The 15,494-nt window shown below is 37.0% G+C and carries 16 protein-coding genes; 7 read left to right on the forward strand and 9 right to left on the reverse strand.

Going from position 1 to position 15,494, the window contains the following annotated elements; all coding sequences use genetic code 11:
* Positions 1-11 precede the first annotated feature (11 nt).
* The gene (locus ACFILZ_RS04310; protein WP_375610380.1) at positions 12-1,313 is read right to left on the reverse strand and encodes a dihydroorotase; all 1,302 of its coding nucleotides are present in this window, start codon (positions 1,311-1,313) and stop codon (positions 12-14) included.
* On the reverse strand, positions 1,310-2,275 hold the full coding sequence (locus ACFILZ_RS04315; RefSeq protein ID WP_375608348.1) for an aspartate carbamoyltransferase catalytic subunit: 966 nt from the start codon (positions 2,273-2,275) through the stop codon (positions 1,310-1,312). The genes ACFILZ_RS04310 and ACFILZ_RS04315 overlap by 4 nt, the downstream gene beginning before the upstream one ends.
* Before the next feature lie 125 nt (positions 2,276-2,400).
* Here ACFILZ_RS04315 and ACFILZ_RS04320 point away from each other — a divergent pair, with 125 nt between their 5' ends.
* The gene (locus ACFILZ_RS04320; protein WP_375610379.1) at positions 2,401-4,020 is read left to right on the forward strand and encodes an acyl-CoA dehydrogenase family protein; all 1,620 of its coding nucleotides are present in this window, start codon (positions 2,401-2,403) and stop codon (positions 4,018-4,020) included.
* Here ACFILZ_RS04320 and ruvX read toward each other — a convergent pair.
* On the reverse strand, positions 4,005-4,484 hold the full coding sequence (ruvX, locus tag ACFILZ_RS04325; RefSeq protein WP_375610378.1) for a Holliday junction resolvase RuvX: 480 nt from the start codon (positions 4,482-4,484) through the stop codon (positions 4,005-4,007). The two genes, ACFILZ_RS04320 and ruvX, sit on opposite strands and share 16 nt — an antisense overlap.
* A 147-nt stretch (positions 4,485-4,631) precedes the next feature.
* Here ruvX and gatC point away from each other — a divergent pair, with 147 nt between their 5' ends.
* Both gatC and gatA read left to right on the forward strand, forming a co-directional pair.
* Positions 4,632-4,919, forward strand: a complete 288-nt coding sequence (gatC, locus tag ACFILZ_RS04330; RefSeq protein WP_375606898.1) for an Asp-tRNA(Asn)/Glu-tRNA(Gln) amidotransferase subunit GatC — start codon at positions 4,632-4,634, stop codon at positions 4,917-4,919.
* 31 nt (positions 4,920-4,950) lie between these two features.
* Positions 4,951-6,438 carry an Asp-tRNA(Asn)/Glu-tRNA(Gln) amidotransferase subunit GatA gene (gene gatA, locus ACFILZ_RS04335; RefSeq protein ID WP_375610377.1) on the forward strand — a complete coding sequence of 496 codons (1,488 nt, stop codon included), beginning with the start codon at positions 4,951-4,953 and terminating at the stop codon, positions 6,436-6,438.
* Positions 6,439-6,526: 88 nt separating this feature from the next.
* Here the strand turns inward: gatA and ACFILZ_RS04340 are convergent, their stop codons facing one another.
* From ACFILZ_RS04340 to ACFILZ_RS04360, 5 genes are all read right to left on the reverse strand, one after another.
* Positions 6,527-7,237, reverse strand: coding sequence for an ABC transporter ATP-binding protein (locus tag ACFILZ_RS04340; RefSeq protein WP_375606896.1), 711 nt, complete (start codon positions 7,235-7,237; stop codon positions 6,527-6,529).
* On the reverse strand, positions 7,224-8,006 hold the full coding sequence (locus tag ACFILZ_RS04345) for an ABC transporter ATP-binding protein (protein WP_375606895.1): 783 nt from the start codon (positions 8,004-8,006) through the stop codon (positions 7,224-7,226). Before ACFILZ_RS04345 ends, ACFILZ_RS04340 begins: the two co-directional genes overlap by 14 nt.
* Complete coding sequence (locus ACFILZ_RS04350; RefSeq protein ID WP_375606894.1) at positions 8,003-9,061, reverse strand: branched-chain amino acid ABC transporter permease; 1,059 nt, start codon at positions 9,059-9,061, stop codon at positions 8,003-8,005. Before ACFILZ_RS04350 ends, ACFILZ_RS04345 begins: the two co-directional genes overlap by 4 nt.
* Positions 9,061-10,137 carry a branched-chain amino acid ABC transporter permease gene (locus ACFILZ_RS04355; protein ID WP_375610376.1) on the reverse strand — a complete coding sequence of 359 codons (1,077 nt, stop codon included), beginning with the start codon at positions 10,135-10,137 and terminating at the stop codon, positions 9,061-9,063. Before ACFILZ_RS04355 ends, ACFILZ_RS04350 begins: the two co-directional genes overlap by 1 nt.
* Before the next feature lie 113 nt (positions 10,138-10,250).
* Positions 10,251-11,384, reverse strand: a complete 1,134-nt coding sequence (locus ACFILZ_RS04360) for an ABC transporter substrate-binding protein (RefSeq protein ID WP_375610375.1) — start codon at positions 11,382-11,384, stop codon at positions 10,251-10,253.
* Positions 11,385-11,709: 325 nt separating this feature from the next.
* Between ACFILZ_RS04360 and ACFILZ_RS04365 the strand changes: the two genes are divergently transcribed.
* The 4 genes from ACFILZ_RS04365 (at position 11,710) to ACFILZ_RS04380 (ending at position 14,648) form a co-directional block, all read left to right on the forward strand.
* Complete coding sequence (locus tag ACFILZ_RS04365; protein WP_375606891.1) at positions 11,710-12,285, forward strand: cold-shock protein; 576 nt, start codon at positions 11,710-11,712, stop codon at positions 12,283-12,285.
* 259 nt (positions 12,286-12,544) lie between these two features.
* Entirely contained in the window at positions 12,545-13,057 is a 513-nt protein-coding gene (locus ACFILZ_RS04370; protein ID WP_375610374.1) for a DUF192 domain-containing protein, read from the forward strand.
* A complete protein-coding gene (locus ACFILZ_RS04375; RefSeq protein ID WP_375608351.1) occupies positions 13,054-13,827 on the forward strand; it encodes an alpha/beta fold hydrolase in 774 nt (257 codons plus the stop codon). The genes ACFILZ_RS04370 and ACFILZ_RS04375 overlap by 4 nt, the downstream gene beginning before the upstream one ends.
* 608 nt (positions 13,828-14,435) lie before the next feature.
* Positions 14,436-14,648, forward strand: coding sequence for a DUF3126 family protein (locus ACFILZ_RS04380; protein WP_375606888.1), 213 nt, complete (start codon positions 14,436-14,438; stop codon positions 14,646-14,648).
* A 45-nt stretch (positions 14,649-14,693) separates the two neighbouring features.
* On the opposite strand, the gene radC is transcribed toward ACFILZ_RS04380, so the two are convergent.
* Entirely contained in the window at positions 14,694-15,488 is a 795-nt protein-coding gene (gene radC, locus ACFILZ_RS04385) for a DNA repair protein RadC (RefSeq protein WP_375606887.1), read from the reverse strand.
* Positions 15,489-15,494: the final 6 nt, after the last annotated feature.

A 15,494-nucleotide genomic window follows, 5' to 3' on the forward strand; every position in this document is an offset into this window, starting at 1 on the left:
TAAGAATCTCATTAAGTTTGTTGATCAAGTTTAAAAACGTTTTTCCCTTTCACAAAAGTCTGGAGCACGCGTCCTTGAAAACGTGCATTCTCAAAAGGGGTATTTTTTGAATGTGAATAGAGCTTCTCTTTTGAAACAACCCATGGTTCTTCAAGATCAACCACAATAAGGTCTGCATGAGTACCTTTTTTGAGTGTTCCTGCATTGAGTCCAAAGAGCTTTGCAGGCGCCGTTGACAAAAGTTCCGTTATCCGTAGAAGAGATAAGCTCTCATCATGATAGAGGCGTAAAGCTGCGCTCAATAAGGTCTCCATACCAATAGCGCCAACTGCCGCGTCATTAAATGGTAAATGTTTTTTGTCAATACTCTGAGGATCATGAGAAGAGACAACAACATCTATAGTCCCATCCTTTATTGCTTCAATCATTGCTATACGGTCTTCTTCTGTACGCAATGGGGGCATTAAGCGAAAAGAGGTGCGATATTCACCAATGTCATTTTCATTGAAAGATAAATGATTAATAGATACACCCGCTGAAATTTTCTCACTGCGTTTTTTACCTAAACGAAGTGCATCAGCAGAGAGTGCTGTCGATATTTGAGCAGCATGATAGCGTGTTTGCGTTAATACTGCTAATCGCAGATCTCTTTCAAGTGGGATAACTTCTGCTTCGCGTGGGATGCCAGAAAGACCAAGCCAACTGGCAAGCAGTCCTTCATTCATTACACCTTGCCCTGTAAGATCTTTATCTTGCGTTTCATGCATCAATGGAACATCAAAATCGCGTGCATAACTCATTGCCCGTCGCATAACAGATGAATTTTGAAGTGTTTTTTTTCCTTCACTAAAAGCAACAGCCCCTGCATCCTTGAGCAAACCAAATTCAGTTATTTCTTGTCCGTTGAAACCTTGTGTGATGGCAGCAACAGGATAAATATTGACCGATGACATTTCCTGTGCTGTATGCGTAATAAATTTAACGAGTGCTACATTATCAATGACTGGGTGCGTGTCTGGCATCATCAAAAAGGAAGTAATACCACCTGCTGCGGCCGCTTGACTTGCTGATGCAATTGTTTCACAATGTTCATTCCCTAATTCTCCAACAAAAACGCGCGCATCAACAAGTCCAGGGAGAATTGCTTTGTTTTGTGCGTTAATAACTTCTGCTTCTTCAGGAAATCCTTGATTCAGAGCTTCTTTTCCAGCGGCTATAATTCGTCCATTTTCAATAATAACTGTACCAATTTCATCGATTGCGCGCGAAGGATCAATAATACGAGCATTTTGAAAAACAACTGGTTTTATCATTTTTTTTCTCCACTGATCTTTGCGCGTGAATCTAATAGAGCCTCCATGACAGCCATACGCACTGCAATTCCCATTTCTACTTGTGTATGAATCATACTTTGTGGTCCATCTGCTATATCGGATGCAATCTCCACACCACGGTTTATTGGTCCAGGGTGCAGAATAATAGAATCATTTTTGGCATAGGCTAAATTTTCTTTATGTAAGCCAAAATAATGGAAATATTCACGCGTAGAAGGAATAAAAGATCCTGTCATCCGTTCATGCTGTAAGCGCAACATCATGATAACGTCAGCATTTTTAAGACCTTCTTTCATCGTGTTAAAAACCTCAACACTCATATGAGCGATTTCTGCGGGTAAGAGTGTTGAAGGAGCAACAGCACGAACACGAGCACCCAAAGCATTGAGACACAGGATATTGGAACGGGCAACACGTGAGTGTAAGATATCTCCGCAAATCGCAACAGTTAATCCTTCAATACGACCTTTTGTCCTTTTAATGGTTAGAGCATCTAATAAAGCTTGGGTTGGATGTTCATGAGCACCATCACCTGCATTAATAACACAACAATCAACTTTTTGTGCTAATAAAGCTGCCGCTCCTGCACTGTTATGGCGAAAAACCAGTATATCTGGCTTCATCGCATTGAGAGTTATAGCTGTATCAAGTAATGTTTCTCCTTTTTTTACAGATGAGTTGCCGATCGCAAGACTCATCACGTGTGCACCTAGCCTTTTACCCGCTAATTCAAAAGAAGATTGTGTTCGCGTAGAGGCTTCAAAAAAGAGATTAATTTGAGTCCGTCCATGCAAAGTAGATTTTATTTTATCAATTTTGTTAGAAAGGATAACATTTGCTTCTGCACGATCAAGCAATGTATTAAGATCTTGTACACTTAGATCTTTAATAGCTAAAAGATGTTGATGAGGGAAAAGTGGAAAAAAATTATCTTGCATCATAGCATTCTTCTTTATCTCTCTCTAAACAGGTTAAACAAGCATTTGTTTGAATATGATAAATGTTTCTTAACTCTAAAAAGACAAATAGTCTATGATATGAATGATTTGAATGTAGGAATATACCTATGAGTGCTGTATCTGCGCAAAATACTCGTCGAAAAAATACATTTCTTAGCGATACGCTTATGTTTCGTATTGCTTCTACTTTGCCTAAGTTTTTGTTAGCAAGTTTTGAAGAAATAGGGGATTTTGCCGCGAGTCGAGAAGCATGGAAACTTTCTTGCTTAGCGAATCATTATAAGCCTTTACTATGCTATAATGATGAATGGGGGCAACCAACAGAAAGATTAGAGATCCATTCTTCCTATCAAGCTCTTCAACAATATTCTAGACAAGCAGGTTTGGTTACCTCGCTTTGGGAAAATACGAGCTCAGAAAATGGAGTACGCTATCAAGCGCGTGCGATTCGTTTAGCTTTATCTGCTGGTTTAGAAACAGGACATTTGAATGAAGTTATCATAACGAGTGCAGCTATTGCTGTTTTAATTAGTGATATTGAGCTCTTCAAAAAATGGCAACATGTCCTTTTATCACGCCAATATGATTCCTCATCAAAGCCTATTCATCATAAAAAGGCTGCTTCTCTAACTTGTGCATTTGACGATATTGAAAAATACGCTTTCAATTTTCCAAGTGTTAAGAAAATTTCTTTCGATGAAAGTATGGAACGTGATCTATATCGTTTAAATGTTGTAAAAACCAACGTTATTAATCCTACCGCTGACGGATATCTTGTTAGTGCAGATTTAGATGGTCATTTAAGTTGTTTTTTTATTCCACGCATACAAGAAAATGGCGCATTAAATGGATCTATATCGATTCGTCATTTAATTCAGCGATCTGGAGAACTTTTAACACCAGAGGGGGTTGTCGACTTCCAAGGCAGTTATGGCTGGCTTTTGGGAAATGCTGGAGAAGGGCTTAAAGTTATTAAAGATATCGAGACGATGATGCGTTTCGATCAATCTGTCATATCGGCAGGTGTTTTACGAGCGGCTCTTCAATTTGGTATGGATTTTTTCCGGAAAAAAATACCCAATCAGCCTTTACCTCCACTGACAGAACGTATTTTTGCAGATATTGCATTAGATATAGCTGCCTCACAAGCATTGGTTTTGCGTTTAGCGAGAGCATTTGACAATGCAGCAAATGACCGTTCTGAAGCAGCTTTTGCCCGCATTATGACACCTATTATTGCTTATCATGTAAGTCAATTGGTTGTGCCTATTATTGGTGAAATTATTGCACAACTTGGTATTGAAAGTTTTATAGAGAATAATCCATTATCACAAATGTTGCATAATGGGCCTGCGCGAATTGTGAGAAATAGTTCTGCTAATCAATTGGTAAAGGATGCCATTCTTATTGCTGAAAAAGCACCGGGATTGTTTCAGAAATTGTTGGAAAAAATTGCTCTTGATATTGGACCAGCGGGACCCCGAGCAATTGAAATTATTAAGTCAGCAGGTGATATGGCATCAGCAAATGAAGGTGCAGGAAGATTTTTTGTTGAACAAGTAGCTTATGCAGCAGCAGCAGCAGCATTACGTTCTACAGACATAGAACATGTTGCGAATGCCTATATGGAAAGCCGCCTTGGGGGACAATGGAGATCTTCTTACGGGATGCTCATTGCGCGATATAATGCAGGGCATTTGCTCAATGTCCTCTATCCTTCCATATGATAAAAGTTTTGAATTCTATTGAGAGCACCTTGCAATATAAAAGCGGCGGCTGCCGAATCAATACGGCTTGCTCTTTTAGCGCGCGATACATTCATTTCTAAAAGAGACCGTTCCGCAGCAATTGTTGATAAACGTTCGTCCCAAAAAACAAATGGAATTTTTGTATAAGCTTTCATATTGCTCACAAAAGCTCTGGTTGCTTGAACACGAGAGCCACTGCTTCCATTCATGTTAAGAGGTAAGCCAATGATAATAACGCCTACATTTTCACGGTCAAAAATTTTAATAAGTGTGTAAGCATCTTCTGTAAATTTTTTTCGCTGTAATACAGGACGCGGATTTGAGACAATCAACCCCCTATCAGAAATCGCAATTCCGATCGTTTTTGTCCCTAAATCTAAGCCTGCTATCGTTTGTCTAGGCAAAAGATGTGTTATAACTTCATCTATATTAATAACAGTCATAAAGGTATAATACGTTTTTTAATGTTTCAGATCTATAGTTATATTCTTTATTCATGTTATCTAATATTCTTGCACTTACAAGTGCAGCCTTGTATAGCCAGAATAAAGATCAATAAATAAACAAAAAAGCAGAAAGGCGTAAAGAGTATGTCTGTTGATCAAGAGACAGTCAAGCGGATAGCACATTTAGCAAGGATTGCTCTCCACGATGATGAGATAGAACCTGTGACAAAAAAATTCAATGCTATTTTAGGTTTTGTAGAGCAATTGAATGAAGTTGATGTCAGTGGAGTTGAGCCATTAACTTCTGTGATGCCGATGACTCTACGAATGCGTGAAGATAGTGTTACAGATGGCGATAAAGCAGCAGATATTGTAGCCAATGCCCCTGTTACAGAAGAAAATTTTTTTCTTGTCTCAAAAATTGTTGAGTAACTTTTTATATTTTTGAAATTTGAGAACCAATATGACTGATTTAACAACTCTCACAATTGCGCAAGCTCGTGATGCTTTAATAAAGAAAAATCTCAAAGCAACAGAATTAACGGAAGCTTATTTACAAGCAATAGAATCAGCTAATCCAATTTTGAATGCTTATGTAACAATAACAGCAGAACAGGCAATGAAAATGGCTGCTGAATCAGACAGTCGCTTAGCGAGAGGGCAGGAAGGGCTTTTGGAAGGAATTCCCTTGGGGATTAAAGATCTTTTTGCAACCTATGGTGTTCATACTCAAGCCTGTTCAAATATCCTTGATGGTTTTAAACCGCACTATGAATCAACTGTCACGGCTAATTTATGGCAAGATGGTGCTGTGATGTTAGGAAAACTTAATATGGATGAGTTTGCTATGGGCTCATCCAACGAAACATCATATTATGGTCCCGTTATTAGTCCATGGAGAAAAAAAGGCTCAAATGAAAAACTCGTACCCGGTGGTTCTTCGGGGGGATCCGCAGCCGCTGTTGCGGCACAAATTTGTGCTGGTGCAACTGCAACCGATACAGGTGGCTCAATACGTCAACCCGCAGCTTTTACTGGAACTGTAGGAATAAAGCCAACTTATGGACGTTGTTCGCGATGGGGCGTTGTTGCGTTTGCTTCATCTCTTGATCAAGCTGGACCTGTTGCTAGAGATGTTCGTGATTGTGCTATTTTACTAAGATCAATGGCCTCTTTTGATGAAAAAGATTCTACTTCCGTCAATTTACCAGTTCCTGATTATGAAAGTTATCTTGGTCAATCAATCAAAGGAATGAAAATCGGTATTCCAAAAGAATATCATGTAGATGGAATGTCTCCAGAAATTATTGAGCTTTGGCAAAAAGGAATAAATTGGTTAAAAGAAGCAGGTGCTGAGATTAAAGATATTTCTTTGCCCCATACAAAATATGCTCTACCTTCTTATTACATTATCGCTCCTGCAGAAGCCTCTTCTAATTTAGCGCGTTATGATGGTGTGCGTTTTGGTTTGCGCATGCCTGGAAAAGACATCATTGAGATGTATGAAAATACGCGTTCTGTTGGTTTTGGAGATGAAGTCAAACGGCGCATTCTAGTTGGAACTTATGTTCTTTCATCTGGGTATTATGATGCCTGTTATTTAAGAGCTCAAAAAGTAAGAACACTCGTAAAGCGTGATTTTGACCAATGTTTTGCTTCAGGCATTGATGCTATTTTGACACCAGCAACACCAACACCTGCTTTTGGTATTGCTGATGAAAAAATAAAAAATGATGCTGTCGCAATGTATCTTAATGATATTTTTACGGTACCAGTTAATATGGCTGGTTTACCAGGAATTTCTGTTCCTGCTGGTCTGTCATCAAATGGTTTACCGTTAGGACTGCAATTGATTGGTAAACCTTTTTCTGAGGAAGTTATTTTTCAGATAGCGCACATTATTGAACAAGCAGCAGGAGTATACTGTGCAGAAAAATGGTGGATATCATAGTTAAGCGCAAAAAAGCATTTCTCATTAAATAGAGAGATGCTTTTTTAAAAGGAGGAGGGGAGAACTTTATTTCCTTAATTTGTAGCCTTTATCCACCAAGATAGGCTTCTTTAACACGTGGATCAGAAAGCATAGCTTTACCTTCACCGTGAAATAAAATATGCCCTACCTCTAAAATATAAGCATAGTCAGCTATGGAAAGTGCAGCAAATGCATTTTGCTCAATAAGAAGAACAGTTTTTCCCATATCATTAATTTTTCGGATAATTGAAAAAATTTCCCGAACGAGAAGGGGCGCTAATCCCAACGACGGTTCATCTAATATGACCATATCAGGATTGCTCATGAGTGCGCGGCCTACAGCAACCATTTGTTGTTCCCCACCTGACATTGTTCCTCCCAACTGTTTTGATCTTTCACGTAGGCGTGGAAAAAGATCAAATATCCATTCAATATCACGAGAAATTCCCTGTTTATCATGACGGATATAAGCACCTAGATGGAGATTCTCTAAAACAGTGAGATGAGGCATAATACGACGCCCTTCAGGACTGAGAGCAATCCCTAAACGCAAAATCTCTTCTGGTGACTTTTTAATAATTGATTTGCCATTATAGGTAATTTCTCCATACACAGAGCGATTAAGTCCTGTAATAGAACGTACAATACTGCTTTTTCCTGCACCATTGGCGCCAATTAAAGTGACAATACTTCCTTTTTTTATGGACATAGAAAGATCTTGGACAGCTTTAATGGCACCATAATGAACGTGAAGATTTTTTATTTTAAGAATATCCATACACATCTCCGCCAAGATAAGCTTCAATAACTTTAGGGTTATTACGAATTTCATCTGGTGTACCATTGGCAATGCAACAGCCATGTTCCATGACTAAAATATGTTGGCAAAGTCCCATAACCACTTTCATATCATGCTCGATAAGAAGAATTGTAAGATCAAAGTCTTTTTGCACTTTTGTTATAAATTCTTTAAGATCTTCGCTTTCTTGTGGATTCATGCCAGCAACAGGTTCATCAAGAAGAAGCAATTTGGGCTTTGTGGCTAACGCACGTGCAATTTCTAGACGTCGCTGCACACCATAAGGTAAAGCTGTTGCCGATTGATTGGCAAGGTGATCAAGTTGTAGCCGTTCAAGAAGCTCCATGGAGTTTTTATAAATTTCTTTTTTTTCTTTCATTGCTTTTGAAAAAAATAGAGCTGAAGAAAACCAAGGATATTTTTGTCGAACATGCGCCCCCACCATAACATTTTGCAAAACCGTTAACCCTGAAAAAAGACGAATATTTTGAAATGTTCGGGCGATATGGCGTCTGCAGATAATATAAGGAGGTGCTCCAGAAATTTTTTGCTCATCAAAAAGAATGATACCGCTTGTAGGGGCATAAAATCCCGAAATCATATTGAAAACTGTTGTTTTTCCAGCACCATTGGGACCAATTAATCCAGTAATACTTCCTCGTTTAATTGCCATATTAATATTATTTACAGCAACTAATCCGCCAAAACGCATGACGATCTCGTTGAGTGAAAGGATGGTGTCGTTCATAGATTTCCCTCAGTATTAGAAAGTTTTTTGCGTATCAGAAAGCTATAAATTCCATTCCATGAGAATTCACGTTGTCCCATCAAGCCTTTTCTCCAAAACAAGATAATTACCAGCAATAAAAGAGAAAAAACAACCATACGAAGTCCTGGTGTTTCTGGAATATGTATAAAACCTAAGTCAAATGGACTTTCAATAATACGAAGCCATTCAAGCATAACTGTAATAACAATGCTACCAATAATACTCCCTGTAATTGAACCCAAACCACCAGCAACAACAATCATCAAAATATTAAAAGTGAGAAGAAAATTAAACATTTTGGGATCAATGGTTGAAATAAGAGCAGCCATTAATGCTCCACCTATACCTGCAAAAAACGCTCCAACAGTAAAAGAAAAACTACGGTAGAAAAAAGCGTTAATTCCCATAGTTTTCGCAGCTATTTCATCATCACGAATAGCACGTAATACATTACCAGTATTGCTTCGCAGTAAGAGAACAATAAAGAGAACTGTGAATGCTAGCCAACCATAGTTCCACCATAATGTTGCATTTTGAGGTATTCCTTTGATTCCTAAAGAGCCATTTGTGAGCGATGTTGCATTTGTAATGACAATGCGAATAATTTCTGCAAAACCCAATGTTGCAATTCCAAGATAATCACCACCAAGACGCAATATTGGCAAAGCAATCAATAAACCTACAACTGCGGCACACAAACCACTTACAACAACAGCAATGAAAAAAGGTAATTGCAGATGATACAATGGTTCAGCGATAGGCTCAAGAATCCACATCATCTCTTTTTGTTCAGGAGAAAGCAGTAAAATTGCGCAGACATAAGCACCAATAGCCATAAAGCCAGCATGTCCAAGAGAAAACATACCTGTAAAACCATAAATCAAATTAAGCGAAATTGCCAGTATCGCATTAATAGCAATCAGATTTATGATACGAAGCGTATAGTCATTAAAATGGCTATCAGCATAAAATAAAAAACCTATGAGAACTAAAACACTTATACACGATAAAATAGTTGTCACTGACTTTGCCATTAGATTTTCTCCTGACTTTTTTTACCCATTAATCCTGTGGGCAATATCAATAAAATCAGAATCAATAAAATGAAAGCGAAGGCATCTCGATATCCAGATAGCGCGGGGAAAAATGCGATAATCATAATTTCAATAAACCCTAATAACAATCCTCCCAACATTGCTCCTGGTATCGAACCAATCCCTCCGATAACAGCAGCGATAAATGCTTTGAGACCAGGAAGAACACCCATATAAGGCTGAATTTGAGGATAGCGCAAAGACCACATAATGCCTGATATAGCGGCAAGTGCTGAGCCTATTCCAAATGTAAATGCAATGACTTTATTAACAGATACACCCATCAAACGCGTCGTTTCAATATCATGGGAGATTGCACGCATAGCAAGACCCGGTTTCGTTTTATGGATAATCCATAACAGTAATACAATAAGAATTAATGACACAACGGGAACAATCAGAGACATAGGAGCAATTCTAATGATACCATCTGCGTCTGATCCTAGATGCCATAAAAATGGTGTTACAAGAAAATCTGGTTGTTTTACACCTTTCGGAATACCACTAAAGAGTACAGTAGCAAGATTTTCAATAAAAAAAGAAACACCGATCGCACCGATCAATGCCGAGATACGTGGAGCATGGCGTAGAGGTTTATAGGCAAATTGATCAACAGTAACACCCACTGCACTTGTAATAAAAATGGAAAAACAAAGCGCTAAAACCCAAATCGGAGTGAAATCCTGTGGAGAAATTTTAAAGTAATAAACAAACCCTAAAGCAAGAATTAAAAAAACAGCAATCCAATAAATTGGAGGACGCCTTTTAAACCCTACAAAGACCGAATAATAAACAAGAGCAGCGAGGAACAAAAGAAGAAGGGCTGCCCAAGCAGGCATAAAGCCAATTGTGGAAAAGAAAACAAAATATGCTCCCAGCATAAAAATATCACCGTGAGCAAAATTAATGAGTCTCAGTATACCGTAGACCATAGTATAACCAATAGCGATAAGTCCATAAAGAGATCCCAATGCCAGTGCATTAAAAAAATACTGGATGAACATTTCAGTGCTCATCTCTCATCCTTCCACATTTGTTAATTTACATAAGACAACAAGAAACCTTTAAGTTTTTGGTTGAGAAAAGATCCTCAACCAATTCTTGTATTTTCATTAGTAAAACTTCTTAATTAAAAAGCAGGTTTAACTTCTTCTAAATAAACACGTTTTCCATCCTGTATTTTAATGATACCAATAGGAATTTTAGGATTATGATTTTCATCCATGGACATATCACCAAAGGGAGTTGGAAAATCTTTTAATTTGCTAAGTGCGATAGTAATTTTTTCACGATCAGCGCTACCTGCATTTTCAATAGCCTTCATAAACATCATATAACTCGTGTACCCTAAAACAGAATTGATATTTGGCTCTTTGTCAGGGTAAGCTTCTCTCCATTCTTTTGTGAATTCTTGCGCAGCTACTGACATATTTGGCATATCCTCACTATAGGGAAGTGTTGTATGTAAGAAGCCTTCTGCCGCTTTTCCTGCAATCGTAATGGTTTCTGGATTATCCATAGCATCTCCACCCATAATTTGAAACTTCGCTCCTAATTCTCGTGCTTGTTTCATGATGATAGCACCTTCAGAAAAATAAGATGGAATGAATAAAATATCAGGTTTTTGTGCAATAATTTGCGTAAGAACAGCTGAAAAATCCTGATCTCCGGAATTATAGTTTAAATTTGAGATAACTTCACCACCTAATTTTTTGAAAGCACGTGTAAAATAACTTGCAAGACCAATAGCATAATCGTTTGAAATATCTTTGAGGATAGCAGCTTTTTTTGCGTGTAAAGTTTGGCTTACATAAGTTGCGATTCCTACTCCTTGATAGGAATCAATAAAGCAAGCGCGAAAGTAATATTTTTTACCCTGTGTAACAAGGGGACTCGTTGAGGACGTTGCAATGGTTGGAGTCTTTGCTTTTTCAGATATTTCACCACCTGCCAACGAAAGCGAAGAGCCATAGCTCCCAATGATTCCACTCACTTTTTCACTTGCTGTTAAACGCATAACAGCATTAGCTGCTTCTACTTTATCAGACTTATTATCAATAATAACAAGTTCCACTTTACGGCCTAAAATTTCTGGAACTTTTTTATGGGCTAGTTCTATACCTCTAATTTCAAGCTGACCTCCAAATGCATTTTGACCACTTAATGGAAGATAAACACCAATTTTGATAGGTTCACTTGCATATACATTTGCTGTAAATGCAATGAATGCTGTGATTGTTGTAAGGATTTTTTTCAATTGCATGCGCATTTTCCTTAGTTGAATTGTCGTTTTTGCACCTTATATTGAACTTCTTCATCATGCAAGTTACGCATTAATGAAAATATCATTATGTAAAAAAACCTTTTATATGATCTCTTTTGTAGGGCATTCTTTGTAAGATATATAAAGCGTACAATCAAATAGTTTTATAAATATTCATGTTGATATTCGCTGATGTTAACATAGAAGATACGACAATATGGGGAAATCTTATCTTGGGACTTGCGTGTTGGTACAAGAGCAATGTTTACTTAAAATTAGAGAATCAATATCGTACAATTTATAAAAGCTACAGGATCACGTTATTATGACGAGTAAGGATGCATTAAAGGATTGTTCCCTATCTGAGGAGAGTATAGGTGCTTGTGGAGAGATTATTGAAATAAGTGGTGTCATTAAGTGGTTTGATGGTAGTAAGGGGTATGGATTTATTGTACCTGATTTACCTCATTTTCCCGATATATTATTGCATGTTACAGTAATGCGACGGGATGGTTTTCAAACAGCGATGGAAGGAGCTAAAGTTATTTGTGCTGTGGAAAAAACTGAACGAGGATTAAAGTGCGTTCAGGTGAAATCCATAGATTGTTCTTCAGCTGTTCACCCATCAGAAGTTCCAGCCCGTACCCATGTTGTTGTGACTCCAGAAAGTGGCCTAGAACGTGCAATTGTTAAATGGTTTAATCGTGATAAAGGTTTCGGTTTTCTTAGCCGTGGACAAGGAACAGAAGATATTTTTATTCATATGGAGACGTTGCGTCGTTTTGGTTTAGCAGAGCTTCGTTCGGGCCAAGTTGTTCTTGTGCGTTTTGGAAAAGGGGAAAAAGGTTTAATGACAGCAGAAATTTATCCAGATATAGGTATTCCTTTTTCTACGCATTAAATTATTGTGCATTGAATTTTACTAGTAAAATCAGTATGTTTTCTGTGTTTTTTAAAGGTGATTATTGCATAAAAAGCTAGAGAGGTAAATATATTTCAAGAAAATATGACTCTCGTGAATCGGTAAACCAAATGGAAAAATTGCGCCTATTGTGTTGAGAAAAAATAGAGAAAAACAAGGAAACAGCTCTCTTTTTTGATTTTTTAGCACTTTTTATTTTAGAAACAAAGTTTGAAATTTTTCTGTGGTGGAGACAAGAATGTTAAAGCCTTTTAAAAAAGAGCATATCATTTTATTGGCGATACTTTTTATGTTAAACGTGCATATTGTTTTAGCAAAGAATCCCATAGAGATTCCCGTTCATCCAATTCCTTTAGAAATACATACAAAGCAAGGTGCGATTTATTATAAGGTAGAGCTTGCTTTTACGCCATTTCAAGCAGCAGCTGGTTTAATGTATCGGACTGATTTTCCACGCGATCGTGCAATGCTCTTTAAGCAGCAAAAAGGTTATCTATCGGGAGATGAGCAGAAGTTTTTTATGTGGATGGCAAATACACCTTTACCTTTAGATATGATTTTTTTAAACTCTGAGGGAATTATTGTATCGATTATTGAAAATACTTCTCCATTTTCAACAAACACTATTTCCTCAGGAGTTCCTGCAGCTTTTGCACTTGAAATTAATGCTGGTGAAGTTTCTGAAAAACAGATACAAAAAGGGCAACGTGTTATTCATCCTGTACTTTGTGGAAAGTGCAATAAAAAATGACCGCTGAAGATATTCGTTTTTTTGAATATGATGGTTTGCGATTTGCTTATCGAGAAGAAGGGCAAGGCGCTCCTGTTTTGTTGATTCATGGTTTTGGATCTTCTGCACGGGTGAATTGGTATGCGACAGGTTGGTTTCGTATTCTCACGGAAGCAGGATATCGTGTTATTGCTCTTGATAATCGCGGTCACGGAGATTCAGTTAAAAGTTATGATCCTGCTTTTTATACACCTCAAGCTATGGCTGGTGATGCGATAAAGTTACTACAGCATTTAGAGTTATCTAAAGCCCATGTTATGGGATATTCTATGGGAGCTCGTATTAGTGCTTTTATGGCTCTTTTGCATCCAACATATGTGAACAGCGTTATTTTTGGTGGTTTAGGTATTGGTATGGTAACGGGAGCAGGAAATTGGGAGCCTGTGGCTGAAGCTCTTTTAGCGGAAGATATTTCTACCATTACCAATACGCGCGGTTTAATGTTCCGTAAATTTGCTGATCAAACGAAAAGCGATAGACGTGCTCTGGCTGCTTGTATTATCACATCAAAACAGGAGTTAACGGCATCTGAAATTTACAAAATCGAACAACCTGCACTTGTTGCCGTTGGTTCATTAGATGAAATTGGTGGCGCTGCAGAACCATTAGCAGCTTTGTTGCCTTATGGTGAAGCTTTATCAATTCCTGGTCGTGATCATATGCTTGCTGTAGGCGATAAAGTTTATAAAAAAGGAGTTATCGATTTTCTTTCTCGTTATCCTATAAAATAGGCATTCTTCATAGGTTTTAGTATTTACAAAAATACCTAATATTCTTCTATATAAACTGAAAGCTTATTTAAAAATTTCCCATTATGAAATGAATTCTTATAAAAATGGAGAGAAAAATGAACTCTTATTAGCTTATTTTGTATATTTTTTAGAGATGTAATTCTTCTAAGGTTAGACAATATCTACTTTAAAAAGTCGTTAAAAAGAATTATTTTTTAATGATATAATAATGTTTTTTGCTAAAAACTGTAGCTTTAAATAAAAAAGTTTTGTTCTTTGAATTTTTTATAGAAGGAACAAAACTATAAATGGTTGATCAATTTTTCTCCCGAATAGGAATCTGTAAATGCAGATGCTAAAATTAGAAATAAAGTAAAATTATTAAAAATATACAATTTTCTGCCGTTTTTTAATTTATACGGGTATATTTAATAATGAGGATTCCTTTTGTAGAAGTTTTTTATGAATGTATAAAAAGCAGTGTAAATATATGTAATATTAAGTGAATATTCAGATTAAGCTTTTTTACTAACTTTATAGAATCATAGGTGTGTCTTATTTGCATGACACGCAATTGTTTTAATTGTCTCAAAAAATAGGAGAGTATAGTGAATGCTGATGAAATAAAAAAACTTAATAATTATTTAAAAAATATATTCCAAAACTCAGCATTGCACGTCAAAGCACGGCCTAAGAAAGATGATTCTTGTGAGGTTTATATGGGGGATGAGTTTTTAGGTATTATTTATCGAGATGAAGATGAAGATGAGCTGTCCTATAATTTTTCAATGGCTATATTAGATATTGATTTAGAAAATTGATTCGTTATTCATTGTTGAATGAAGCCTTTTTTCATCCTATAAGGTTTATATAAGCTTTAATGCTTTAAAGCTCGTGTGGTTATTTCGTGCGATAATAAGGTGATCGTGGATAGTAATGCCTAATGCATTTGCTGCGTCTTTTAATCTGTATGTCATTGTTATATCTGCGTCAGATGGTGTGGAATCGCCAGAAGGGTGATTGTGGACTAAAATCAGTCCTGATGCGGATAACTCTAAAGCTCGAGAAATAACTTCACGAGGATAAACAGGAGTATGATCAATAGTTCCAGTTTGTTGCACCTCATCAGCAAGTAAGCCGTTTTTCTTATCAAGAAATAAAATACGAAATTGTTCACGGGTTTCGTGAGCCATAACAGCTTTACAATAAGCTAACACTTTATCCCATGATGAAAAAATATCGCGTTTAAATAATTGTGCACGAGCAAGACGTCCAGCAACATCTGAGATAATTTTTAAATCAATTGCAGTTGCGGGACCACATCCTTGAACTTCTTGAAGCCGGTGAATATCAGCTCCCAATACATCAGCTAATGAACCAAAACGTGCTATCAAATTTTTAGCTATGGGTTTTGTATTTGCGCGGGGGATTGTGCGAAAAAGCAATAATTCAAGATATTCATAATCTTCAATTGCATTTCCTTTTGACTTTAAATAGCGTTTCCGAAGACGTTCACGATGTCCTTGATAATGTTTATGAAGCTGTGTGTTTTTCTCAGGCTCTTTACTTTTTCTTTCAGATACTGGGATGAGTGGAAAACTTGATGTTAATGCAAAGTGATTACTTTGAATATCTTCCTTTTGATTTAATTTTTTAGCCATAACATC

The sequence above is a fragment of the Bartonella sp. AP40SXNS genome, from assembly GCF_042195825.1.
Taxonomy (GTDB): Bacteria; Pseudomonadota; Alphaproteobacteria; order Rhizobiales; family Rhizobiaceae; genus Bartonella.

What these genes read in the sequence shown, in the direction of transcription:
- ACFILZ_RS04310 (WP_375610380.1), bottom strand. Translation starts at nt 1,313, where the DNA reads ATGATAAAACCAGTTGTTTTTCAAAATGCTCGTATTATTGATCCTTCG.
- ACFILZ_RS04315 (WP_375608348.1), bottom strand. Translation starts at nt 2,275, where the DNA reads ATGATGCAAGATAATTTTTTTCCACTTTTCCCTCATCAACATCTTTTA.
- ACFILZ_RS04320 (WP_375610379.1), top strand. Translation starts at nt 2,401, where the DNA reads ATGAGTGCTGTATCTGCGCAAAATACTCGTCGAAAAAATACATTTCTT.
- ruvX (WP_375610378.1), bottom strand. Translation starts at nt 4,484, where the DNA reads ATGACTGTTATTAATATAGATGAAGTTATAACACATCTTTTGCCTAGA.
- gatC (WP_375606898.1), top strand. Translation starts at nt 4,632, where the DNA reads ATGTCTGTTGATCAAGAGACAGTCAAGCGGATAGCACATTTAGCAAGG.
- gatA (WP_375610377.1), top strand. Translation starts at nt 4,951, where the DNA reads ATGACTGATTTAACAACTCTCACAATTGCGCAAGCTCGTGATGCTTTA.
- ACFILZ_RS04340 (WP_375606896.1), bottom strand. Translation starts at nt 7,237, where the DNA reads ATGGATATTCTTAAAATAAAAAATCTTCACGTTCATTATGGTGCCATT.
- ACFILZ_RS04345 (WP_375606895.1), bottom strand. Translation starts at nt 8,006, where the DNA reads ATGAACGACACCATCCTTTCACTCAACGAGATCGTCATGCGTTTTGGC.
- ACFILZ_RS04350 (WP_375606894.1), bottom strand. Translation starts at nt 9,061, where the DNA reads ATGGCAAAGTCAGTGACAACTATTTTATCGTGTATAAGTGTTTTAGTT.
- ACFILZ_RS04355 (WP_375610376.1), bottom strand. Translation starts at nt 10,137, where the DNA reads ATGAGCACTGAAATGTTCATCCAGTATTTTTTTAATGCACTGGCATTG.
- ACFILZ_RS04360 (WP_375610375.1), bottom strand. Translation starts at nt 11,384, where the DNA reads ATGCAATTGAAAAAAATCCTTACAACAATCACAGCATTCATTGCATTT.
- ACFILZ_RS04365 (WP_375606891.1), top strand. Translation starts at nt 11,710, where the DNA reads ATGACGAGTAAGGATGCATTAAAGGATTGTTCCCTATCTGAGGAGAGT.
- ACFILZ_RS04370 (WP_375610374.1), top strand. Translation starts at nt 12,545, where the DNA reads ATGTTAAAGCCTTTTAAAAAAGAGCATATCATTTTATTGGCGATACTT.
- ACFILZ_RS04375 (WP_375608351.1), top strand. Translation starts at nt 13,054, where the DNA reads ATGACCGCTGAAGATATTCGTTTTTTTGAATATGATGGTTTGCGATTT.
- radC (WP_375606887.1), bottom strand. Translation starts at nt 15,488, where the DNA reads ATGGCTAAAAAATTAAATCAAAAGGAAGATATTCAAAGTAATCACTTT.